We start from the raw sequence: 23,117 nt of genomic DNA, 5'->3' as shown, positions 1-23,117 counted from the left end.
ATCGTCCCTAGCCGGTGACGCGCTGGAAGGTCCATCGCTGGTTGGAGCTGCCGACGTCGCGGTACTGGATCAGTACGGCGCCGTCGGCCGTGCTGCCCCCTTTGACGTCGAGCACCTTGCCGCTGTTGCGGTTGACCAGGACGAATTCGCCCCCGCTCCGCGGGCTCAGCTGCCACTGCTGGCTCGCCCGGCCGTCGGCGGTCGTCTGCACGACCGGCGCACCGTCCGCCGTCGAGGACCCTGCCACGTCGAGCACCTTGCCGCTGCCGACGCAGGTGATGGTGTGGTAGCCGTCCGCTGTGGACTGGAAGGCCCAGTGCTGGTTCGCTTTGCCGGTGTCGGGCCACTGCAGCACTGTGGCGCCGTCCGCGTCCGAGGCGCCGGAGACGTCGGCGACCTTGCCGCTGCGCACGCCGACGCACTTGTAGGCCCTGGTGGGTGCGATGGTGTAGTGCACCGAGTCGACGTCGACGTAGCCGGTGTCATTGGGGTTGTAGGTGTAGAGGCCGACCCGGTCACCGCGGTAACCGCCCCAGGTGAGCTGGTAGGTGCCGCCGAACGAGGTGAACGTGATCCCGTCGAGGCTGTAGGAGAACCGGCTGACTCCGCTGACGTCCCAGGAGGTACGGAGCCACACGGCGTTCTGGTTGATCGCCGGACCGTTGGTCAGGGTGCCGCCGACGTTGTGCACGAGCATGGTGGTGGTCCCCGAGCGCCGGACGCCCAGCCCGGCGTAGGTGGCCGCGTAGTGGCACAGTCCGGCGTGCTGGCCGTCGGCGAGGCCGGCCAGTTCGAGGCGGACCGTCACCGTCGCGGTGCCCGCCGTGCGCAGCACCCGTTGGGTGAGGGTGTTGCCGACCTTGGTCAGGTTGTCGGCTGCCCGCGGTGCGAACGCCTTGAGCCGGAGGTAGCCGGGGCGTTCGGTCAGCGACCAGTGGTCCGCGCGGGGCTGGTAGTACCACTCCCACTGCGGCTTGATGCCGGTGTCGGTGAACAGGTCGCTGGTCACCACGGCGGGCAGCGCGTCGAGGGGCAGACCGGGGGTGCCGCCGGCGGGCACCTGGCCCGTCCACACCATGCTGCCGATGCCGTCCGCGCCCACCTGGCCCAGGATCGGCCAGCCGTCGATCCAGGTCACCGGCAGCAGGGACAGCGGCCGTCCCTCCCAGTCGCCGTGGCCGTGGTGGGTCACGAAGTACCAGGTGCCGTTCGGAGCCTGCACGAGTCCGCCCTGGTTGGGCTCGCGGTCCACCGAGGCGTTGACGTGCTCCAGTTGCTTGGTCTCGAAGGGGCCGGTGAGGCTGGAGCCGCGGTTCATCATCAGTACCCGACCCTCGGACTTCACCTCGCTGTACAGGTGGTAGTAGAGGCCGTTGATCTTGTAGAGCTTGTTGGCCTCGCTGCCCGGCGACTGGTGGATGACCGTGGACGGGCCGACCAGTGACTTGCCGTCCTCGGACAGCTTGAACAGGTGGATCTTGTAGCCGTCCGAGTAGTGCGTGGTGACCAGGTAACCCTGTCCGTCGTCGTCCCAGAACGGGCACGGGTCGTCCCAGCCGGAGGTCCGCCACACCGCCGTCAGCGGATCCCACGGCCCGGACGGCGAAGGGGCCGACGTCATGAAGAAGCCCTCGTCGGGGGTGTTGAAGTACACCCAGTACCGGCCCGCGTGGAAGCGGATGGCCCCGGCCCACACGCCACGGCCGTAGCGGTTCATCTGGTCCCAGTTCAGCGCTGGTCCGATGCTGGTGAGATCACCCACCGCGCCGCCGAGCGTGCGCCAGTTGACCAGGTCCTTCGAGTGCAGCACGGCCACGCCGGGCGAGTACCCGAACGTGCTGGTGATGCCGTAGTAGTCGGTGCCGACCCGGATGCAGTCCCAGTCGCTGAAGTCGCCCGGGAGGACGGGGTTGACGTAAGTGCCGTCGCCCTGATCGCCCCACGTACCGGCCGGTGGTGTGGCCGCCGCCGCCCCGCTCTGTGGCAGCAGACCCGGCAGGAGGAGGGCCCCGGTGCCGACCGCGGCGAGCCGGCCGAGCTGTCTTCTGGTGATGTCCACGATGTCCGTCCTTGGTTGAGAGCCATCACATCTGAAGGAGGTGCTTTCCCATGCGAGTACGCGGTGGCAGAGGTACACAGGGCGGTGCCGGTCCGCGTTCCGCAGGCACCGTCCGTCAGGTCCTTCGCGTCCCTTGGTCGCACCAGCAGCACACTCGACAGTGGTCGCCTCGCAGTCGACGGAAGTGACCAGTGCGGCCACCTCCGGCGGCAGGCCGGCCCGGCGGGCCTCAGGGCCCTTGTACAGCGGCCTGCGAGGCGCCGGTGAAGGCGACAAGACCGGTGAGGGCGAGCGCCACCGCAGCCAAGCTGACAACCACCCCCAGGCGCAGTTTTGGGAAAACGAGCAGTTCAGGCACCATGAACACCTTTGTTCATCGTTATGGGACAGCAAGCCGCGCCCCCAACCGGGTTCGTCGTGGGGCCGGGGGTGGGCTGAGGGGTGCTGACGGTGGGCGGACGCGTCCGGGCGAGCGGATTCGCCGACGCGTCGGGTCACCCTGTCACTGGATCGTCCAAGTCTGGTTGGACTGGTTCAGCGGCATCCACTGACTGATGGCGGCTCCGTCGGCCGTCGATCCGCCGCCGACCTCCAGGACCTGCCTGCTCTCGAAGTTGCGGATGACGTACCCACCGCCGGTCGGCTCGAAGTACCACAGCTGGTTGTTGCCGCCGCCGTAGGTGTACTGCTGCAGCGCGGTCCCCTTCCAGTGACTGGAGGCGTTGACGTCGAGGGCCTTGCCGCTGTTCCTGTTCACGATCTTGTAGAGCTGACCGCTGACCGGAACGATGTTCCACTGCTGGTTGGCGCCACCGTTGCTCGGCCACTGGATGACGCTCCCGCCGTCGGCGGTGGAGTTCTGGTACACGTCCATCAACTTCCCGCTGTTGACGTTCTTGATCGTGTAGTTCGTCGACGGGTTGATGGTCGGCGTACCGGTCGCGTCCTCCAGCGCCCCGCCGGCCTGCTGCACACTGAAGTCCGCGATGAAGAAGTACGCGCCGTCGGTCTTGGCGACCCGCACATAGCGGAACTTCTGGCGGACGTCGATGTTGCCCGTGAGCGTCGAGGCGAGCGGCAGGGTGCTCGTCTGGCGTCCGACGACGGTGTAGGTGCCGAAGGACGGGTCGTTGGAGGCCCGGATCTCGAAGTTGCCGCGCGTCTCGGGCTGGTCCAGGTCCTGCCGGGCCGTCAGCGAGAACTGTCCGAGCTGGTAGGCCTTTCCCAGGTCGACCTGCCACCAGGCCGAGGTGTCGCTCCCGGTCGGCGACCAGCCGGAGGCACCGTTGTTGTCGTTGGCCTTGGTTGCGTCCCAGGTGGAGCCGTTCACCGAGGAGGCGGACGCCGGCTTGTTGTAGGCGAGGTTGAGCTTCGCCGCCAGCCCCTGGTAGGCCGACTCAAGACCGGAGGCCTTGATCACGGAGTCGCCGGACGTCGTGTTGTTGGTGAGCGTGACGTTGGAGCCGTTGGCGTTCTGGTTGATGAATCCGTCGGTGTGGGACAGCACGTTGTTGGAAAGGGTTATGTTGTTCGACCCCTCGTCCATGTACAGGCCGGACACGGCCGAGCCGCAGGCGGCCGGCGTGCGTACCACGTCGTGGACGTAGTTGCCGTTGATGACCGTGCCCGGGTCGTTGGAGAGGTGGTAGATACCGGCGGTGTCGCAGAGCCGGTTCAGCACGTTGCCGATCCGGTTGTAGCTGACGCTGTTGTTGCCTTCGGCGTTGGCGGCCGACTGCCAGCCCCAGCCGAGCGAGATGCCGGCCCACGGAGCGTCGGAGATGTCGTTGTGGTCGATGGTGGTGCTGTTGACGAAGCCCGCGTTGATGCCCGCGGTGCCCGGGTAGTCCTCACCGATCCGGGTGATCAGGTTGTCCTTGACGGTGACGTTCTTGACCACTTCCCGGGCGTCCTCGCCGGCCGGTGAGGTGGGCGGGTTGTAGACGGTGTGGTACTCCACGGTCGGGTCGGAGAACTTGCCGACCAAAATTCCGTTACCGGCGATGTCCGTGACGATGTTGCCGGTCACGGTGCTGTCGTGCACGCCGTGGGACAGGTCGAGTGCGCTGGCGCCCATCTGCGTGAAGGTGTTGCCGGTGAAGGAGACGCGGTCGGCGTTCGCGGCCTGGACCCCGGCCGGCGGACGGCCCACGTACTGCTGGTTGGAGTTGTTGGCCGAGATGTTGTAGTTGCCGCCCTGGGCGTTGAGGTAGCCGTTGTTCGTCGCTTCCATCCAGGTGGTCCGGGTGAAGGTGAGCCCGGAGAAGCGCAGGTCGTGGGCGGGACTGCCGAGGCTCGTGCCCTTGATGTCGAAGAGCGTGGGCAGCGTCGGCGCCTGCACGGTGGCCGTGGACATGTCCTCGCCGGGGCGGGGCTTGTAGTAGACGGTCTGCGCGGCCGTGTCGACGTAGAACTCGCCCGGCTCGTTGAGGAATTCGTGGGCGTTCTCGAAGTGCAGCGGAGAGCCGTCGGAGAGGACCGGGAAGGGCCGCTGGAAGAGGATGCCCGCCTCGTGGTCCTGGATCGACACGTCGGCGGTGCCGTTGGCAGAGGTGATCGACTTCAGCCGCAGGTAGCTCTCGCCCCACTGCGTTTCCAGCATCATCTCGACCTGACTGAGGTTGTTCCAGTTGGAGACCTGGGAACTGAGCACCTTCAGCAGCTTGTTGGTCTTGTCGCTGCCCTGCAGCTGGAAGTCCGTGCCGAGGTCGGGGTAGCGGGCGCGGGTGGCGCGGACCCCGTTGACGTACAGCTGCCGGAAGTCGAGGCTGCCCACGGACGCCCTGTACTCGCCGTTCGCGGCCGCGGTCCAGCCGGTGATCGACTTGCCGCCGGTGATCAGGGGCGTCTCGCCGTTGTACGCCTGGTAGACGACCGTGTGGCCGTTCGTGCCCGAGTCACTCGTGCCGAAGGAGATCGGGCTGGTGAGGGGGTAGGTGCCGCCGCGCAGGTTCACCACGATGTCGTCGGACATGTTCGCGTTCACGGCTCGGACCGCGGCCTGGGCGGCCTGGATGGTCTTGAACGCTGTGGCGGGGCTGGTTCCCGAATTGCCGTCACTGCCGTTGACAGGGTCGACGTAGAAGTTCGTCGTGGCCGCGTAGGCGGACGTAGCGGGCAGCACGGCCGCGAAGACGACAGCCGCTGCTGCGAGTGCCTTGACCGTCCCCGCGCCGATGCGAACGGGTCTCATCCGTGGTGTCCCTCCTCCAACCCCCCATGACTTCCTATGAGTTGCATTTATCGGTGCAGGGTGCCGACGTAGTCAAGGTGATAGGCATATCTATTTTTCACCGGCGCAACACGGATGACATGTGGAGCGTCGGGGACGCCGCTGCGCGTACCGCCTTCCGCGAAGAATCACACCAGGTAAAGGCAGTGTTGGTCATGACGATCGACCGACCGCTATCCCGCCCAGCCAATGACCGTCCTCTCAAAATGAGTAGGACTTATTTAATGGACCCCTGTCACCGTCGCCTTCTCACGCCCTCTCACGTCATGGGACGGCGAACGCCCTTGCGGGGCTGCAGCTCGGGCCGGTTGCGTGGAGCAAGGCTTCGCGCCCTGAACCTCTGCTGAAACATGGCATGTTTCAGCAGATTGAACAGCCGCTAAAGCCAACAAAACGGCCTTTTCTGCTCGTCGTCTTCCTACTTTCATCCACTTACCTGTTGACACAGAGCAGTTACGTCATCGAACTTCATGCGTAACATCCGGCACTTGGAGCCGAGAGGCAGGGTCGCGGCCTGAAGCCCTTGTGGTCGCGGGCCCCGACGTATCAGAGCCGCCCAACACCCGGGAGTACCCCCATGTCGTCAGGAAGACTGTCCCGTCGTACTTTGCTGGGCTCCGCGGGCGCCGCTGTGGCCGCGAGCGCGTTGTCCGTGGTTCCCGCCTTCTCCCGCCTGCTCCCTCAGGCGGCCGCCGCAGACCTGCAGACCAATCTCAGCAACCTGGTGAACTTGCGGTTCGGCATGTTCAACCACTTCAACATGGGGACGTTCACCAACCAGGAGTGGGCCGCCCCGAACCAGAACCCGGCTCTGTTTGCGCCCACCGCAGTCGACTGCGCCCAGTGGGCGGCGGCCGCGGCGGCGGCGAAGATGAGCTACGGCGTCCTGACCACCAAGCACCACGACGGCTTCTGCCTGTGGCCCAGCGCCTACAACACCTACAACGTCGCCAACAGCTCCTACAAGCATGACGTCGTCGCGCAGTACGTGACCGCCTTCCGGGCCCAGGGACTGAAGGTCGGACTGTACTTCTCCATCTGGGACCGCACCTACAACGTGCAGGCCTACGACACCCGCCACAAGGTCGCCTCCGACCAGGCCATCCAGCCCGGCGACATCACCTACATCCTCAACCAGATCACCGAACTGCTCACCAACTACGGCACCATCGACATGTTCGTCACCGACGGCTACGCCTGGCAGATGGGCCAGCAGGCCGTCCCCTACCAGCGCATCAGGGAACATGTGAAGTCCCTGCAGCCCGACATCGTCATGATCGACCACGGCGGGCTGTCGGTGCCCTACCTCGGCGACGCGATCTACTTCGAGGAGCCCCTCGGCATCACCTCACCGGCAGGCAACACCTACGCCTCGCTGCAGGGTCAGACGATCAGCAACGGGTGGTTCTGGCATCCGGCAACGCCTACGTCCGATCCGATGAGCAAGGCGGCGATCCTGTCGCACCTGGCGGATCTGGAGCCCAAGTACACCTCGTTCATCCTCAACTGCCCGCCCAACCGCAACGGTGTGCTGGACACCAACATCGTCAACCGGCTCGCCGAGGCCGGCGCCGCCTGGAGCGGCCCCGACACCTCCCGGCCGCCCCTGCCCACTCAGATGCTCCGCGCCGAACACCCGGTCACCCCTGTGGCCGCCTACGCCACCGATTACCACACCGGCGAAGGCCCCATGAACGCCATCGACGGCCTCAGTGACAAGAACTTCGAGACCTGCTGGTCCACCTGGAGCCTCACGCTGCCCCAGAGCATCACCATCGACCTCGGCGGTGTGTGGAGCAACATCTCCACCCTGGAGTACCTGCCCAAGCAGTGGAACCGCAGCAACACCACCGACGGTGACATCACCGCCTGCACCATCTCGATCAGCACCGACGGCACCACCTTCACCCAGGTCGCCACCGCCCGCTGGGCCGGTGACCGCACCACCAAAGTCGTCGAATGGCCCGCCCGCAACGCCGCCTTCGTCCGCATCCAGGTCACCGCCGGCACCGGCGGCTACGCCAACATCGGCAACCTGCGCATCGGCGGCCGCACCGCGAAACCCGCCCTGGTCTCCACCCTCTTCCCTGGTGACGGCACCGTGTACCGCCTCGTCGCCCGCCACAGCGGCAAGGTCGCCGACGTCTCTGGCTCCAAGACCGCGAACAACACCACCATCCTGCAGTGGCCCTGGCTTAACCACGCCAACCAGAAGTGGACCATCGTCCCGGCCGACAGCGGCTACTACAAGATCCGCAACGTCAACAGCGGCACACTCATGGAAATCGGCGGACTCTCCCGCGTGAACGGCGGAACCGCCGACATCTGGAGCGACGCCGCCGCGCCCCAGCAGCAGTGGGCCATCACCCCCACCGGCGACGGCCACTACCTCCTCACCAACCGGCTCAGCGGCCTCTCCCTCAACGTCGACAGCGGCTCCACCGCCGACGGAGCCGCCATCAACCAGTGGTCCTACACCGCCATCCCCCAGCAGCAGTGGCAGATCACTCCCTCCTGACAGAGGATCGAAAGGAACGTGTATCCGGCGCGCACAGGCGCCGGATACACGCACTTCTCGGGCGACCGCTGCGCGAGCGGCACCGGAGGCTCACGCAGGTGCGGGCCGACGGCGGCTACGTCGAGCAGCTGGTCGACTTCGCCCACCGCATCCTTGGGATGGCGCTGACGGTGGTCAAACGCACCGACGACGTCTGGGAGTTCATCGTGCTGCCCAAGAGGCGGCTGGTGGAGCGGAGCCTGGTGGCACACATGGAGCAGTTCGGCGTCGCCCTGGCTGCCCTGGTCCACCAGCTGTGGGGCATGGGCTTGGACGGTCCCGGTGCGAGAGGGCAGTCCACGCAGGGTGACATGCTGTCGTGGGACTGCCCTCTTCCGATCGGACCTCCGCCTGCGCGGGCAGGGGTGGCGGGTTACGGGAGCGCGGTCCACTTCTGGTTGTTCTGGCCGCTGCAGGTCCACAGGATGGCTGAGGTCCCGTTCGCGGTTCCTGCCTGCTGGGCGTCCAGGCACAGCCCGGCGTGGACGTTGCGGATCGACCCGTCGGCCTGCGTGGTCCACTTCTGGTTGTCCTGGCCGTTGCAGGGCCAGATGATGACCGGCGTGCCGTTGGTGGTGCCCTGGTTGGAGGCGTCCAGGCACTTGTCGCCGTAGACGCGGATCTCGCCCCCGGCCCACATGGTCCAGAGCTGGTTGGCGGCGGTGTGGCAGTCCCAGATCAGCGTCGTCGTCCCGGCCGTGGTGGAGGCGTGATCCACGTCCAGGCAGCGGCCGGACCCGGTACCGCGCAGCCGTGCGGTGGTGGAGGCCAGTGGGCTTCCGCCGGTCATCTTGAACACGGCGACACCGTGCGCGGGGACGCTCGCCGAGATCTGGCCGGAGGTGCTCGACGTGCCGCCGGTCCACAGGTCGGTGAGGGTGAACGGCCCTCCGGTGAGGCCGACCTGTGCGGCCGTGGCGGTGACGGTCGCGGTGCCGCTGCCGCGGTTGAACAGGCCCACGGCGACCGAGCCGTCGGAGAGGGGCTTGGCGAACACCTCGGTGTCACCGTCGTCGCGCACCCTGCGCCCGCCCGCGCCGAGCGAGTCCTGGTCGACCGCCAACAGGCGAGGGTTGCGCAGGATCGCGCTCACGTCGCTGGACATGGTCCGGATGTCGTTGCCTGCGATGAGGGGGGCCGAGAGCAGCGACCACAGGGCGAAATGGGAGCGGGACTCGTTCAACGACAGACCGGGACGGCCTACTACGAGCATGTCGGGGTCGTTCCAGTGGCCCGGACCCGACTGAGCGGCCAGCGGCGCGTCGATGTCGAGGACGTTGCCCACGCCCATCGGGTAGCTGTTGGTGTTGCCGTTCTGCCAGATGTCGAGCAGATCCTCGGTCGTCCGCCAAAGGTCGGCGACCTCGCCCCAGTTGTAGGTGGCGCCGGTGATGGCGTGGAAGCTGTTGGGGTTGATGCTGTAGACGATCGGCCGCCCGGTGGCGCGCAGGGCGTCGCGCATGAGGGTGAACTGCGCGACCTGCTGATCGAGGGTGCCGCTGGAGGAACACCAGTCGTACTTGAGGTAGTCCACGCCCCATGAGGCGAACGTGGCGGCGTCCTGGGCCTCGTGGCCCTTGCTGCCGGTGGAGCCGGGGTAGGTGCCCACGCCCTGCGCGCACGTGCGCTCGTTGGGCGCCTCGTAGATGCCGAACTTCAGCCCCTTGCTGTGGATGTAGTCCCCGAGCGCCTTCATCCCACTGGGGAACTTGGTCGGGTCGGCCCGCAGGTTGCCCGCCGCGTCGCGCTGCGGGTCGAACCAGCAGTCGTCGACGACGACGTACCGATAGCCCGCGTCCTTCATGCCCGAGGACACCATCGCGTCGGCGGCCTGGCGGACCTGCGTCTCGTCGACACCGCATCCGAAGCTGTTCCAGCTGTTCCAGCCCAGCGGCGGGGTGAGCGCGGGACTGCCCGGTGCGGCCTCGGCGGTCGCGCCGGCGGAGGCGGTGACGCAGGCGGAGAGCGTCAGCGCGGTGGCTGCGAGGAGACGCAGCAGTCGTCTGTGCATGGGAACCATGCAGGATTCCTTCCTGGGAGACAGAGCGGAAGCCGCTTGTGACCGTGCCTGTCAGGCACGGTCACAAGCGGCTGGTCAGGTGCGCGTGGGTCAGCGCTGCAGGGTGAGCAGGCCCGGCCGGTACGGCAGGTTCTGGTAGGGGGTGCTGCTCGGTGTGTTGGGGTCCAGGCCCTGGTAGAGGAACTGCAGGTTGCAGGGGTCGATGGTCATGGTCTGGTCGGGGTTGTTGCGGACCAGGTCACCGTGGCTGATGCTGTTGGTCCAGGTGGCGCCGCTGTTGGCCTTGCCCGCGAAGGGGTTGCTCTCGGTGGCGGCCTGTGCGGTCCACGGACCGTTCAGGCTGGAGGCCGTGAACGAGCGGAAGAAGCGGTCCTCGTTCGCACCGCGCGCCTCGACGATCATGAGGTACTGGTTCTGGCCCTGGACCTTGTAGACCTGCGGCGCCTCGAACAGGTTCTTCACCGTGTCGCTCATGACCGTGGTGTACGAGGAGCCGAAGCTGCCCGGGAAGTTCCCGATCGGGATGGTCGACTTGAAGATGCTGCCGTTGTCGTTGGCGAAGAACAGGTACATGTTCTGGTCGTCGGCGATCAGGGTCGGGTCGATCGGGCCGCCGCTGGGGAGGCTGCCGGTGAACAGCGCCTGCGGCGCGGACCAGCCGTTGGGGTTGGTGGGGTCGCTGGACGTGCGGTAGGTGAAGGGCCAGGCGGTTCCCCACCCCAGAGAGGCCAGCACCCAGATGTTCTTGGGCGCGAAGTAGAACAGCTGGGGCGCCACCGCGGACGAGTTCATCGCGGTCTGTGGGGCCGTGGACATGTCCGACCAGTTCGTGAAGGGGCTGAAGCCCATCGAGTGCCAGTTGCCGTCGGAGTACGTCGCGTAGACCAGGTGCTTGCCGTTGTACGTCGTGGTGGTGAAGTCCTTAAGCGAGAGCCACCCGTTGGCCGGCTGCGCCAGCGGACCGGTCGAGGTCCACCGGTACGTCGACGGAAGAGCACACGAGTTGGTCGTCCCCGACAGGCCGGTCCACTTCTGGTTGCCGGCGCCGGTGCAGTTCCAGAGCTGCACCGCCGTGCCGTTGGCCGTGGCGCCGCCCGAGACATCCAGGCACAGCCCGGACTCCACGCCGACGACCGTGCCGTCGGCATTCACCCGCCACTGCTGGTTCGTGCCGCCGTTGCAGGACCAGATCTCCACCTTGGTCCCGGCCGCGGTGGCGTGGCCCGGGACGTCCAGGCACTTGTTCCCGTACACGGTCAGCTGGTTGCTGTCCGTCAGCGTCCACTGCTGGTTGGTCCCGCCCGTGCAGTCCCAGATCTGCAGCAAGGTGCCGTCGGCCTGGCCGGCGCCCGGCACATCGAGACACCGGCCGGAACCAACACCGCGCAGGGCGCCGCTGGTGGCCGCCTGAGCCGGGTTGGCGACGAGCAAGGCCGCCAACGAGACCAGGACCGCAACCGCGGCGGCGAGCACCGCAGACAGACGTCTGCGGCTGAAAAGCCTTCTGTGCATGGGGACCTCGCAATCCTTGGGTACGCAGTTCCGGTTGGCCCCGTCGGAGGCTGCCCGGACTGTCGATACGGTGTGACCACCCCGACTTGTTCGTAATATCGAACGAGGGTCGAAGCTTCGTACAAAGTGGAATGACGGAGAAGGCTGCGGCGGGAGCCGGGTGAACGGAGCGCGTCACCCGCTGCGAACGGCGACAGGGTCTACGGACCCCGGGGAGTTGGCGGTGGAGCAGTTTCCCGGCGGCATGTCCTCACTCCGTTCCCGTACGGCAGCACCGCCGCGTGCCCCTTCGGCTCCCGGATCCTCTCGGAGACCCGTTAGCTGCGTGTGCCTGATGTCACGCATGAAGCTGCGGCACTCGCCATGCCTGTGTCAACGGGTGTGCAGGGAGGAAAAGCACCTTCCGGCTGCGCTTCTCTCCTTTGTGTCCACAAATCTGATAGTTGATCAACGCGGGAACATGGCATGTCTACGCGCCAGGCGCCGATGACCCCGGACCGGTTGTCGTGCCGGACGGCACCGATCCTCCGACCGGGTCAGGCGTGGTGGCACGCAGCCGTGGTGCCGCAGGATCATGCGCATCGAGCGGGGGGAAGGCATCAGCCGCAGGGCCACACTGCGCAGGGTGACGGCCACTGGGTGGGAAGCTACCGGCCCATCCGCTCAGACTCCCCGGCGACCCTCGCGGATGCCGGCCGACTCGCCGGCGACATCGACGCGGCCACCACCCCGGTCACGCCGCCCACCCGGCCGCAGACCCGGCCCACCATCCCGGCCCCCGCCACCGAACAGCTCCCCCTGGACCTCCCGAACCTCTCGAAGAAACCCGCCGGTGAAGCTCACCGTCGAACAGGGCCACCTCGCGGCCGCCGTCGGCTACGCCGGCCGTCGACGGGGCTACAGCCGGGGCCAGACCTTCAGCGAAGGCGCGGGCGATGCCGACGGGGCTGTCGCCCTTGACCACGGCGGGCGCGCTGGGGGCCGCCGTGCGCGTCTCGGTGTCACTCATGCGCTATAACCCGTCCCGGATCGACTGTCCCACCCGGTTCAACGTGCGCCCACCGAACCGGAACCCAACCGGGGACAACACTCTTCCGGGTGTACCTGCCGAAGAAGTTCAGACAGCACCCGTGGAGAAAACCTGTCATGGCGACAGTAGACATTGGCGCGTCGCAGGGTTACCCTTTTAGTCGTACCCAGGAAGTCGAAGTGGGCACGGCAGACACGAACTGCCGTGCCAGCAGGTCAAGCAGGACACGGCCCAAGAGGGGTCGTGAGAAGTACCCGCGATATCCAGCAGTACAACCGAGTAACCGAAGGTAAGGAGCAGACGCCATCAGGATCGCCCGGGCGAGGAAGGAAGTCCGCCCGGGTACCGCAGGCCCCGGATTGGAAGGTGGTCCCCGGTCACGCATCCGCGATCCCCGCAGCCCCGCCCTCCCAGGCGGAACCTGCGGACATACAAGGCCGGCGCAGTTCGCCGGTAGATGGTGTTGAAAGCTCGGGGCCCGGGCGCCAGTACGGCGCTCGGGCCCCCCGACGCGGTCCCCCTGAAAGAAGAGGTCTATGCCCCCTGGCAGTTCCCGCGCCGTCACCCCTCTCGATGACGACGACTACCCCGCCTACACCATGGGCCGGGCCGCCGAGATGCTCGGCACCACTCCCGCCTTCCTCCGCGCCCTGGGCGAACACCGTTTGATCACCCCCCTGCGCTCCGAAGGCGGCCACCGCCGCTACTCCCGCTATCAGCTGCGCATCGCTGCCCGTGCCCGCGAACTCGTCGACCAGGGCACCCCCATCGAGGCCGCCTGTCGCATCGTCATCCTTGAAGACCAGCTCGAAGAAGCCCAGCGCATCAACGAAGAACTGCGCGCACAAGGCCAGGGACAGCCGAAGACCTCGGCCTGACCGGGGAACACCGGCGGCGGGCGGGGCATTGAGCCCCGCCCTTCGCATCGTCGGCGGCATTCCGGCACCGCACCCACCTCACGGCTTCAAGATCACCCCATGGCTCCTTTTTGGGCTCACCTCGGCGATACCCCAAGAACGCGCTGCGGGTGCCGACCCCGGCCGACCACAGCCCGGAATCGGCCGTTCGCACGGTGGCGGCGGTGGAGTTGGGATATGACGGTGCCGTCAGTGATGTTGAAGGCGGCGAACAGAGCCGCGCTCACGGCGGACCGCACCTCATCGACGCAGCTTCTGGACGCGGTCCGGTTTGGGCCCGCTGACGACGCCGCGGCGGTCACCGCCGACCAGTGCGGGCCGTGGTCGAGCGGCTGATTGCAGCCGGGCAGTGACAGCAGGGCGACGGGAACGTCCTGGTCGTGATGGATGCGGCCTACGACGTGATGCGGCTGGCCTGGGTCCTGCGTGACCTTCCCGTCGAGTTGGTCGGGCGTCTGCGCTCGGATCACGCTCTTCGGCTGCCGAAGCCGCCGCGCGTCTACGATCCCAGGGGCGGCCTGCCGCCCCTGCACTGCAAGGAGTTCAGCGTGGCCAGGCCCGCCTCGTGGCCGGTGCCGTCCGTGGTCACGGTGAACGACACGCTCAGATACGGCAAGGTCGAAGCCCGCGCCCGGGACCGGCTTCACCCCAGGCTGCAGCGGCGGTCCGCATGGATCAACCATGACAGTGAACTCCCGGTCGTCGAGGGCACATTGATCCGTCTCGGCGTCGAGCACCTGCCCGGCGATCGCGAGGCACGACCGGTCTGGCTGTGATCCTGGGCCACCGGTGCCACCTCGGCCGACGTCGACCTCGTCCGGTCGTGCTACCTGCGCAGATTCGATCCGGAGCACACGCTTCGCCTGTTCAAACAGTCCCTCGGGTGGACGAGGCCCAGGCTTCGTGACCCGCTGACAGCGGACCGCTGGACCTGGCTCGCGATCGCTGCACACACCCAACTCCGCCTCGCCGCACCACTCGTGGCGGACCGGCGCCAGCCCTGGGAGGAGAACAGCCGCCCTGGCGAAGCCCTCACGCCGACACGCGTCCGGCGCGGGTTCCGACACATCCGCCCGCACCTCGCCTGTCCAGCCCGTGCGCCGAAACCCGTGCGACCCGGCCTCGGACGCCCGGGCAACCATCACCGAACGTGACCAGCGAGGTCAAGGAACAAGCCAAGGGGCCCTTGCACTATGAGCGTCCGAGGTGGTCCCGCGGTCTGGGGCCGTGCATCGCAAGGCGCGCAGAGCCCTCGATGGGGGTGCCCCCGCTCAGGCGAAATCAGCAGCCGTGCGAGCAGGTCAGCGAGTACTGCCGTCGAGGCGCTCTCGGCCTTGACCTTGGCGCGGTCGATGGACAGTCGCCCGTTCCTCGCCGAGACGGACCCGTACTGCTGTCGGACATCGAGCTGGGTGCCGTAGGCCGTCAAGGGGCGGACACCCCCTGCGTACCAGCCCCGATCCGGCGAAATCCCACGTGACGGCCGCTTATCCATGGCTCAGGACGACTGCCTGGCCGCCCGCGGGAGCCATCGCGACGCGCAGCGTGGTCGACGAGGTCACGGTCTGTGTGCTCACTGCGACGGGGGTCTGGTACGGGCTGCTGCCCGGCGTTCCGTCGGCGTAGATCGTGGCGGTGTAGGTGCCGCTGCCGAGGAAGGACAGCGGGATCGAGAGGGTCCGGGCGGTCTCGTTGGTCATCGCCCCCAGGTACCAGGTGCTACCGCTGCGCCGGGCGACGGCGATGTACTCGCCGATCGAACCGGCGAGGGTCCGGCTCTGGTCCCAGACGGTGGGGATGGCGTCGAACCAGGGCAGCCCGGGCCAGTTGGAAGGGGTGGAGTACTGCGAGGGAGTGCTGTACCAGTACAGGAAGTTCAGGGGCTGGTAGTACACGGCGGCCATCGCCATCTGGTGGGCGTTGGTCGTCCGGTCGCGGGACTGGCCGTAGCAGATGGTGTAGTCCATCGGCCCGCCGATGTTGCGGGCGAAGGGCAGGGTGACGTTGTGGGTGGCGGTCGGGAAGTGCTCGTTGCCCCGCACGCCCTCCATGCTGATCCAGTTGGGGTAGGTCCGCTCGTAGCCGAACGGCCGCACGTCGTCGTGCATGTCGATCAGCAGTTTGTGCGTCGCCGCCGCCCTGGCCCAGGCGATGATCTGGTTCGTCATCGCCTGGGTGCCGTCGTTGATGAAGCCGAGCTTGACACCCGCCACGCCCCAGCTCCGGTACAGGGCGAACAGGCTGTCCGAGCTGCTCATGGCCATGGGGTTGACGTAGAGGAAGACGCCGACGCCCTTGCCGGCGGCGTAGGAGATGACCTTGGGCAGATCGATGGCGGGGATCGGCTGCGTGGCGTCGGTCGAGGTGTGCTCGGGGCCGTACCACCCCGAGTCGTACTCGATGTACTGCAGGCCGCGGGCGGCGGCGAAGTCGACGCCCGCCAGCCCGTCCGCGGTGGTCAGATTGCACCGGAAGACCTTGCCCGGCTTGATCCACGACGTGTCGGCGAGGGCGCCGGCCGGGGCCAGGTTGAGTACCAGCTCCGCGTTGTCGACCAGTTCGGCGTGGGTGGAGCCGATCACCACGGCGCGCCAGGACGTGGCGAACGGTGTGGTGACGGTGGAGGTCGTCTGGACCGGTCCGGAGCCGCGGGCCGTGTGCCGCATCAGGTACGCCGCGAGGGTGTTGGGCTGTCCGGAGACCGAACTGAGCATCGTCCGGGGGTAGTTGGTGCGGGCCGACTCGCAGACGCAGGCGATGAGCCCGCTGCTGTAGGTCGCGGTGAGGGGGAGGTCGGTCAGGGGACCGGTGTCCGTGGAGGAGGTTCCGGTGGACGGGATGGAGCCCGGCGCGACCGGTTTGTAGTCGTCCTCGTCCCGCGCGCTGTAGACAAGTGTGCCGTCCGGGAAGACGAACGTCGTCAGTTCGCCGGCGATGGTGGCGGTGCCCGAGTCCAGCAGGACGTAACGGAACGCGACGCCGGTCGCGTAGGCCCGGATCTGGACACCGAAGTTGATGGAGGTGCGGTTGTCCCGGAGGTTCCAGCGCATCTCCTGGTAGGCGTCGGAGACGGTCGCGTTGCGTCCGTACAACGGGTTCCAGGTGGTGTCGACGTGCCAGTGCTGATAGTTCGTCAGAACGGCGTCGGTGCCGAGGGTGGTTCCGTCGCTCAGCCGCAGCCCCATGGCCGAACTGGCCACGACGGTCGCGCCGTTACGCCGGGCCGACCACTGGAGCGAGCCGCCCACCAGCGACATGGTGATGCTGGTGGTGCCGTCGAGCGACGTCGCGGTGACCGAGGCGTCTGCGGCTGCGGCCGGATATGTGCTGCCGATGCCCAGCGCGGCCGTTGCGGCCGTGACAGCCGCGCCCCTGAGCACCCCGCGACGGGAAGGTTCCTGACGCCCTGGCATGTTCACAGTCGGTCCACCTCGCCCGATACGGTTTCCAACAAACTCAATCAGCAAGTAACAGATTCTGACCGTCGCGAAGTTTCTACGCCTCCCCCGGTCTATAGGTCAACCCCTCGCGTCCACCCTCCATATGTCCGAAATCCCGGACAGTCCAGGCGACTTGCGACCTCTGCGAGCCCCATTAGGGCTCCCAGAGCGGGTCACGAATTAAACAAACTCGAACGCGATCCTTGACGCCACGAACGTGCCACGACTCTCATTGGTCCCCGCGACACCGACGGATCGTCAAACCTCGACGGAGAGGGACGCACATGTTCAAGGGAGTTCTTCGGCCGCCCGTCGGCCGATGGTGGCGCGGGGCCGCAGCGTTCCTGACCCTCCTGGGAGGCCTTGCGGCGCTGCTGCTTCCTGCGACCGAGGCGCACGCGGCCACGGTGTCGTTCACCACGGGTGCCGCACGCACCGACCAGAACGGCAACACCCTGCAGCTGCACGGCCTCGGCATCATCAAGGTGGGAGACACCTGGTACGGCTTCGGCGAGGACAAGACGGGCGAGACCTCGTCGGACACGTCCTTCCAGGACATCGCCTGCTACTCCTCCACCAATCTCGCCGACTGGGCCTACCAGGGCCAGGCGCTGAGCCGGCAGAGCAGCGGCGACCTCGGTCCCAGCCGCATCGTGGAGCGACCCAAGGTCATCTACAACAAGTCGACCAGCACATACGTGATGTACATGCACATCGACAGCAGGAACTACTCCGAGGCCAAGGTCGGCGTGGCGACCAGCAGCACCCCGTGCGGCCCCTACACCTACCGGGGAAGCTTCCGGCCGCTGGGCAACGTCAGCCGTGACCTCGGCCTGTTCCAGGACACCGACGGCACCGGCTACCTGCTGAGCGAGGACCGCAACAACGGCCTGCGCATCGACAAGCTGTCCGCCGACTACCTGTCCGTGGACAGCGCGGTGGCGGTGCTCGGCAGCAGCGGCAGCAGCGGCAGCGTCGAGGCCCCCGCCATGATCAAGAAGGACGGCACCTACTACGTCTTCGGCTCCCGCCTGACGGGCTGGAGCCTCAACGACAACATCTACGCCACCGCCACGTCACTGGGCGGCCCCTGGTCGTCCTTCCGGAACTTGGCCGCGCCCGGCACCCACACCTACGGCAGCCAGACGGCGAACGTCATCACCGTCCAGGGCTCCTCCGGCACCACCTACATCTACGCCGGCGACCGCTGGAACACCTCCGACCTCGGCGCGTCGAAACTGATCTGGCTGCCGCTGACCATCAGGGGCACCACGGTGAACCTCGGCCAGTACCCCACCTGGTCACTCGACACCTCAGCGGGAACCTGGACGGCCGGCAGCGGGATCCCCGCTGAGGGCGTCCACACCCTGAAGAACGTCAACAGCGCTCTGCTGATGGACGTGTCGAGCGGCTCCGTGGCGAACGGCGCCAAGATCATCCAGTGGCCGTCCAACGGCGGCACCAACCAGCAGTGGACGCTCACGCGGGTGGCGGACAACGTCTACACGCTCAAGAGCGTGAAGAGCGGCCTGTGCCTGGACGTACCGAGCCATTCGGCCGACACCGGCGTCCAGTTGGAGCAGTGGACCTGTAACGGCGGGACCAACCAGCAGTGGTTCCTCGACCTGGTCGGCAGCTACACCGGCAGCACCTACATGCTCGCCGGCGTGGGCAGCGACCTGGAAATCAGTGTCGCGAACGCCTCGACCACCAACGGGGCGGCCGTGGCGCAAGAAACGGGCACAGGCGCGACGAGCCAGCAGTGGAGTCTTTCCTGACGGCCGCCGGGAGCCGACGACGGACGGCGGAGGGCGCCGAGCACGACCACGTAAGGCGCCCGTGCTGATTCCGTGATCATTCGATCCTGAAGCAGCTGAGAGCAGTGGCCCTGCAGGAGCTTCCAGATGTTGGCCCAGCGGCTGGTCCGTGGGGGCGCAGCGGCGGGCATCAGCCGAAGCACTGTTCCGAGGGCGGGTAGGGGCAGCACGCGCAGGCGTGCGCTGATGTCGCGGAGCTCGGCCGTCGCGAGCGGGGACGGAGACGTCACCCAGAGGTCGGCTCCTTCAACAAGCATGGCGGTGACGGTGACTTGCCGGCGAGCCTTGGCTTACGGGTGAGTGTGCTGACCTGCGTCACGCGCGGAACACTGCCGACCCGGCCGCTGCGGCTCCCTGCCACGCCGCCCGGAGCACGACGGCCGCAAGTACCCCGACGGCGCCATGGGTGCCCCCGACGGGCAGCGGTTCATGACGGCCGCCGGGCCGCGCAACACCTTGGTGGCCCACCCTGAGGACACCCGCGGTCGTCTCCGTGCCGACCCGCCTCGGAGGAGATCGGCGGCTGCGGTGCGCCGGGGCGTGCGGCATGACCGCAGCGGGAGCCCGCCGCCGCACCCCCCGGGCCCGTTCGAGGCCTAGCGTGTCGTCGGGGATCCCGACGGCGCTTCATCGCCTCGCGGCGACCGCCGCGCTGTCTCGCAGGAACCCCGCGAAGGCCTCGGCGGCCGGCGTCAGGGCGTGGTCGCTCATGCGTACCAGGAGGATGCGGCGCACCGGAGCCGGAGGCAGGAGCGGCAGGACGCTGACGCCTCCTCGGATGCCTTCCAGGGCGAGGGTGGGTGCGAGGGCGACGCCGATGCCGGCGGCGACCATGGCCTGGGCCTCCTGGTAGTCGTGGGCCTCGTAGGCGATCTGCGGCTCGAAGCCGACCGCGCGGCAGCTTCGGGCGAGGGCCTCGGCCACCGGGTGGTTCTCGGCACGGGTGATCCAGGCGTCGTCGGCGAAGTCGGCGAGGGCGGCCGAAGACCGGCCGGCGAGAGGGTGGTCCTTGCCGACCAGGAGTGCCGGAGGGTCGTCGACGAGCGAGGTGACGACGATGTCCTCGCGGTCGATGCGGTTCCAGTCGTAGTCCCACATCAGGGACATCTCGATCTCTCGGTTCTCCAGCATCGCCCACAGACCCGCGATACGGGCGCTGCGCACGGTCAGCCGTACGTCGGGGTGTGTCCGGCGGAAGGCGATCACGGCCCGCGGGAGGAGGGAAGCGCCGACGGTGGGGAAGGTTCCGACGCGGAGCGTGCCCGCTCGCAGTCCCGCGAAGTCGGCGAGTTCGTTCTCCGCGGCCGTCAGTTCGCGCTCGATCCGCTCTCCCCGCTCGGCCAGCGCGCGCCCCGCGTCGGTGAGTGTGACACCCCGCGCATGACGCTCGAGGAGCGGTTGCCCGGCCTCCACCTCCAGGCGGCTGACCTGCTGCGACACCGCTGACGGCGTGTAGTTGAGGGCTCGTGCGGTCGCCGTGACCGAACCCCGCCGGGCGACCTCGGTGAAGAGCAGGATGCGCCGGACATCGAGCATCTCGCCACCTCCAGCATTTACTTCAACTTAATACCCATGCAGATTTCCGAGATTGTACTTCACGCTGTCCGCACCCACTGTGGATCGCACCACGCACGGAAGTGCCGTCGGGGTTTCCACGAGGAGTCTGTTGTGTTGCGTCTGCAGGGCGAGATGATCCGCGGAGGTACCAGCAAGTGCTGGATCTTCGACCACCACGACGTGGTGGCGACCGGTGTGGACACCGACACCCTGCTGCTCGCCGCCTACAACGCCGCCGACCCCCGCCAGATCGACGGCGTCGGCGGTGCCTCCTCCACCACCTCCAAGGCGGCGATCGTCCAGGCCTCGACGAAGCCCGGTGTCGACGTCGAGTACGCCTTCGCACAGGTCGGCATCGGCGACGAGCGCGTGGAATGGGCCAGCAACTGCGGCAACTGCGCCACCGCCGTCGCCCTGTACGCCGTCCACAACGGCCTGGTGCCGCTCACCTCGGACTCCACGACGGTGCGGATGCTCAACGTCAACACCGGCGCCCGGCTCAGCGGCACCATCCCCACCCCCGGGCGGGCCGCCCCCGACGCGGGGACGGCCCGGGTCCCGGGCACCACCGCGCTCGGTGTGCCGGTGCTCCTCGGCTTCGAGGATCCTGCGGGTACGTCGACGGGCAGGGTCCTGCCGACCGGCCGCGCCCTGGATACGCTGACCGGGCCCGTCGGCACCGTCGAGGTGTCCCTGGTCGACGCCGGCGCCCCGGCGGCGCTGTTCGAGGCCAAGGCGTTCGGACTCGACGGCACCGAGTCCCTCGCCGCCTTTGCCTCCTCGGTGCCCGCCCTCACCGTGCTGCGCCGGCAGGCCGCCCTGTCCATGGGGCTGGCCGAGGAGACCGACCCCGTCAGCCACGCCGTCCCGAAGGTCGGAGTGGTCGCCCGTCCTGTCGCCTACCGCACGACCGATGGCACCCTCGTCCCACAGGACGAGTACGACCTGGCCGTCCGCATGGTCTCCATGCACGCCCCCCACCCGGCGATCGGTCTCACCTCGGCCGTCGCCGTGGCCACCGCAGCCGCCATCCCCGGCACCCTCGCCCACCGCGTAGCCCGGCAGACCGCCGACGGGACCTTGCGCCTGGGCACCCCGGCCGGTGTCATCACCGCCCGAGCCGTCCCCGCAGCGGAGGGCGCCTCCCCCACGGTGCTGCTGCACCGCGCCGCCCGCCGCATCGCCCGAGCCGAACTCCTCGTTCCCGTCCTGGAAGGACGCCCCGCATGAGCCGCAACGACGCTGCCCCGGGTACCGTCAACACCCCGCCCAGCCGCCTGCGCCGGCTGCTGTCCCTGCTCTACGTCCAGTGCCTGATCGGCGTCCTGGCCGGGGCAGCCGTCGGCTGGCTGTGGCCTTCCTTCGGAGCCGATCTCAAACCCCTGGGCGACGGGTTCATCGCGCTGGTCCGCATGATGATCGCGCCCGTCATCTTCTGCACCGTCGTCCACGGCATCGCCTCCATGGGCAACGCGCGCGCCGTCGGCCGGGTCAGTCTCAAGGCGCTGATCTACTTCGAGGTCCTGACGACCGTCGCCATGGGGATCGGTCTGGTCGTCGTGAACGTCGTCCAGCCCGGCAGCGGGCTCCACGTCGACCCCTCGACCCTGTCGACCAAGGGGCTGCCGCCGGAGGCGACCGCGAGCCACGACGGCGTCGCCGCCTTCGTCCTCTCCACGATCCCCGACACCCTGCTCAGCGCGCTGACCGGCCACGAGATCCTGCCCGTGCTGCTGGTCTCGGTGCTGTTCGGCTTCGGCCTGAACGCCGCCGGCGAGGCGGGTGAGGGGATCACCCAAGGCATCGAGAAGCTCTCCAAGGTCCTGTTCACGCTCATCCGCTGGATCATGCGGCTCGCCCCGATCGGCGCCTTCGGATCCATGGCCTTCACCATCGGCAACTACGGCCTGGACACCCTGCGCCACCTCTTCCTGCTGGTCGGCTCCTTCTGGCTGACCGCCCTGTTCTTCGTCCTGGTCGTCCTCGGCGCCGTCATGCGCTTCAACGGACTGCGGCTGCTGCCCTTCCTGCGCTACATCAAGGAGGAGCTGCTGATCGTCCTGGGCACATCGTCCTCCGAGCCGGTGCTGCCGCGTCTGATGGCCAAGCTCCAGCACGCGGGCGCCTCGAAGCCGGTCGTCGGGATCACGCTGCCCGCCGGGTACTCGTTCAACCTCGACGGCACCGCCATCTACCTGACCATGGGCTCGGTCTTCCTCGCCCAGGCCCTCGGCATCGACCTCAGCCTCACCCAGCAGTTGTCCATGCTCGCCATCATGCTGCTCACCTCCAAGGGCGCGGCCGGTGTCACCGGCTCCGGCTTCATCGCCCTGGCGGCCACCCTCAGCGCCGTCCCTCACGTCCCCGTCGCCGCCCTCGCGCTGATCTTCGGCATCGACCGCTTCATGTCGGAGGCCCGTGCCCTGACCAGCGTGGTCGGCAACGGCGTCGCCACTCTCGCGGTGGCCAAGTGGGAGGGACAGCTCGACGAGGAGCGCGCCAAGGCCGTCCTCAGTGGCGACCTCCCGTTCACCGCCGGGCCCGAGGGTGACCACATCCCCGACCCGCAGGCAGAACCGGCACCCGACGCGAACCCAGAGGGGGGCGAGGAGGCCGAACCGAAGACGGTGACCGGGACGGACCGTGAGCCGGTGCCCGCCGCCGGCTGACACACCCCTGACGGTCGGTCCGGAGCCTGGGCTCCGGGCCGCCCCCTTTTCAGGTTTCCTCGAAGCCCCGTCACCCGGCCGCCGGCGACGGCGTCACCATGCGGCCGAGGACATCGGCACCATCAATAACCCGCCCGTTGCCCGCCTGTCGTCTGCCGACCGGGCCGGTCGACGACACTCGACGGTCGAGGTTCAGCGCCTCTCACGTACCAGGGGGACGAGCGCGGAGGCGTGGTCGTCCACAACGAGGGCCAGTGGGAGTCCGCGGCTCAGCAGCACGGCGCCGTGGTGGACGGCCCCGGTTGTG

13 protein-coding genes are annotated in these 23,117 nt (G+C 68.0%); 6 read left to right on the top strand and 7 right to left on the bottom strand.

Annotated features, from left to right (window positions below):
* Window positions 1-7 precede the first annotated feature (7 nt).
* The 3 genes from ACWDAG_RS36825 to ACWDAG_RS36815 all read right to left on the bottom strand — a co-directional run bounded on the left by ACWDAG_RS36825 (window position 8) and on the right by ACWDAG_RS36815 (window position 5,252).
* Complete coding sequence (locus ACWDAG_RS36825; protein ID WP_450699906.1) at window positions 8-2,059, bottom strand: family 43 glycosylhydrolase; 2,052 nt, start codon at window positions 2,057-2,059, stop codon at window positions 8-10.
* Window positions 2,060-2,288: 229 nt separating this feature from the next.
* Window positions 2,289-2,420: a hypothetical protein gene (locus tag ACWDAG_RS36820; protein WP_450699905.1), complete on the bottom strand. Its 132-nt coding sequence runs from the start codon at window positions 2,418-2,420 to the stop codon at window positions 2,289-2,291.
* A 141-nt stretch (window positions 2,421-2,561) separates the two neighbouring features.
* Entirely contained in the window at window positions 2,562-5,252 is a 2,691-nt protein-coding gene (locus ACWDAG_RS36815; RefSeq protein WP_450699904.1) for an RICIN domain-containing protein, read from the bottom strand.
* A 616-nt stretch (window positions 5,253-5,868) separates the two neighbouring features.
* Here ACWDAG_RS36815 and ACWDAG_RS36810 point away from each other — a divergent pair.
* On the top strand, window positions 5,869-7,809 hold the full coding sequence (locus ACWDAG_RS36810) for an RICIN domain-containing protein (protein WP_450699903.1): 1,941 nt from the start codon (window positions 5,869-5,871) through the stop codon (window positions 7,807-7,809).
* Window positions 7,810-8,221: 412 nt separating this feature from the next.
* Here ACWDAG_RS36810 and ACWDAG_RS36805 read toward each other — a convergent pair whose 3' ends face one another.
* On the bottom strand, window positions 8,222-9,868 hold the full coding sequence (locus ACWDAG_RS36805; RefSeq protein ID WP_450699902.1) for a glycoside hydrolase family 27 protein: 1,647 nt from the start codon (window positions 9,866-9,868) through the stop codon (window positions 8,222-8,224).
* A 90-nt stretch (window positions 9,869-9,958) separates the two neighbouring features.
* Window positions 9,959-11,380, bottom strand: coding sequence for a non-reducing end alpha-L-arabinofuranosidase family hydrolase (locus tag ACWDAG_RS36800; protein WP_450699901.1), 1,422 nt, complete (start codon window positions 11,378-11,380; stop codon window positions 9,959-9,961).
* Window positions 11,381-12,946: 1,566 nt separating this feature from the next.
* Here ACWDAG_RS36800 and ACWDAG_RS36795 point away from each other — a divergent pair.
* Both ACWDAG_RS36795 and ACWDAG_RS36790 read left to right on the top strand, forming a co-directional pair.
* Window positions 12,947-13,288 carry a MerR family transcriptional regulator gene (locus ACWDAG_RS36795; RefSeq protein WP_450699900.1) on the top strand — a complete coding sequence of 114 codons (342 nt, stop codon included), beginning with the start codon at window positions 12,947-12,949 and terminating at the stop codon, window positions 13,286-13,288.
* Window positions 13,289-13,710: 422 nt separating this feature from the next.
* The gene (locus tag ACWDAG_RS36790; protein WP_450699956.1) at window positions 13,711-14,103 is read left to right on the top strand and encodes a transposase; all 393 of its coding nucleotides are present in this window, start codon (window positions 13,711-13,713) and stop codon (window positions 14,101-14,103) included.
* A gap of 711 nt (window positions 14,104-14,814) precedes the next feature.
* Here ACWDAG_RS36790 and ACWDAG_RS36785 read toward each other — a convergent pair.
* The gene (locus ACWDAG_RS36785; protein ID WP_450699899.1) at window positions 14,815-16,740 is read right to left on the bottom strand and encodes a glycoside hydrolase family 97 catalytic domain-containing protein; all 1,926 of its coding nucleotides are present in this window, start codon (window positions 16,738-16,740) and stop codon (window positions 14,815-14,817) included.
* A 311-nt stretch (window positions 16,741-17,051) separates the two neighbouring features.
* Between ACWDAG_RS36785 and ACWDAG_RS36780 the strand changes: the two genes are divergently transcribed.
* The gene (locus ACWDAG_RS36780; protein ID WP_450699898.1) at window positions 17,052-18,545 is read left to right on the top strand and encodes an RICIN domain-containing protein; all 1,494 of its coding nucleotides are present in this window, start codon (window positions 17,052-17,054) and stop codon (window positions 18,543-18,545) included.
* Window positions 18,546-19,211: 666 nt separating this feature from the next.
* On the opposite strand, the gene ACWDAG_RS36775 is transcribed toward ACWDAG_RS36780, so the two are convergent.
* Window positions 19,212-20,120, bottom strand: coding sequence for a LysR family transcriptional regulator (locus ACWDAG_RS36775; RefSeq protein ID WP_450699897.1), 909 nt, complete (start codon window positions 20,118-20,120; stop codon window positions 19,212-19,214).
* Window positions 20,121-20,252: 132 nt separating this feature from the next.
* On the opposite strand from ACWDAG_RS36775, the gene ACWDAG_RS36770 reads away from it, so the two are divergent.
* Both ACWDAG_RS36770 and dctA read left to right on the top strand, forming a co-directional pair.
* Complete coding sequence (locus ACWDAG_RS36770; RefSeq protein ID WP_450699896.1) at window positions 20,253-21,371, top strand: PrpF domain-containing protein; 1,119 nt, start codon at window positions 20,253-20,255, stop codon at window positions 21,369-21,371.
* A complete protein-coding gene (gene dctA / locus ACWDAG_RS36765) occupies window positions 21,368-22,810 on the top strand; it encodes a C4-dicarboxylate transporter DctA (RefSeq protein ID WP_450699895.1) in 1,443 nt (480 codons plus the stop codon). Before ACWDAG_RS36770 ends, dctA begins: the two co-directional genes overlap by 4 nt.
* The last annotated feature ends 307 nt before the right edge of the window (window positions 22,811-23,117 follow it).

The sequence above is a fragment of the Streptomyces sp. NPDC001157 genome, assembly GCF_053598255.1.
Note: the sequence above shows the minus strand (reverse complement) of the source record. Positions and strands in the feature narration are given on the sequence as shown.

Bases quoted from the DNA above. Each gene is read 5' to 3' on its own strand.
- ACWDAG_RS36795 (WP_450699900.1), top strand. From the start codon at position 12,947: ATGCCCCCTGGCAGTTCCCGCGCCGTCACCCCTCTCGATGACGACGAC.
- ACWDAG_RS36810 (WP_450699903.1), top strand. From the start codon at position 5,869: ATGTCGTCAGGAAGACTGTCCCGTCGTACTTTGCTGGGCTCCGCGGGC.
- ACWDAG_RS36785 (WP_450699899.1), bottom strand. From the start codon at position 16,740: ATGCCAGGGCGTCAGGAACCTTCCCGTCGCGGGGTGCTCAGGGGCGCG.
- ACWDAG_RS36780 (WP_450699898.1), top strand. From the start codon at position 17,052: ATGTTCAAGGGAGTTCTTCGGCCGCCCGTCGGCCGATGGTGGCGCGGG.
- dctA (WP_450699895.1), top strand. From the start codon at position 21,368: ATGAGCCGCAACGACGCTGCCCCGGGTACCGTCAACACCCCGCCCAGC.
- ACWDAG_RS36820 (WP_450699905.1), bottom strand. From the start codon at position 2,420: ATGGTGCCTGAACTGCTCGTTTTCCCAAAACTGCGCCTGGGGGTGGTT.
- ACWDAG_RS36775 (WP_450699897.1), bottom strand. From the start codon at position 20,120: ATGCTCGATGTCCGGCGCATCCTGCTCTTCACCGAGGTCGCCCGGCGG.
- ACWDAG_RS36800 (WP_450699901.1), bottom strand. From the start codon at position 11,380: ATGCACAGAAGGCTTTTCAGCCGCAGACGTCTGTCTGCGGTGCTCGCC.
- ACWDAG_RS36790 (WP_450699956.1), top strand. From the start codon at position 13,711: ATGGATGCGGCCTACGACGTGATGCGGCTGGCCTGGGTCCTGCGTGAC.
- ACWDAG_RS36815 (WP_450699904.1), bottom strand. From the start codon at position 5,252: ATGAGACCCGTTCGCATCGGCGCGGGGACGGTCAAGGCACTCGCAGCA.
- ACWDAG_RS36805 (WP_450699902.1), bottom strand. From the start codon at position 9,868: ATGGTTCCCATGCACAGACGACTGCTGCGTCTCCTCGCAGCCACCGCG.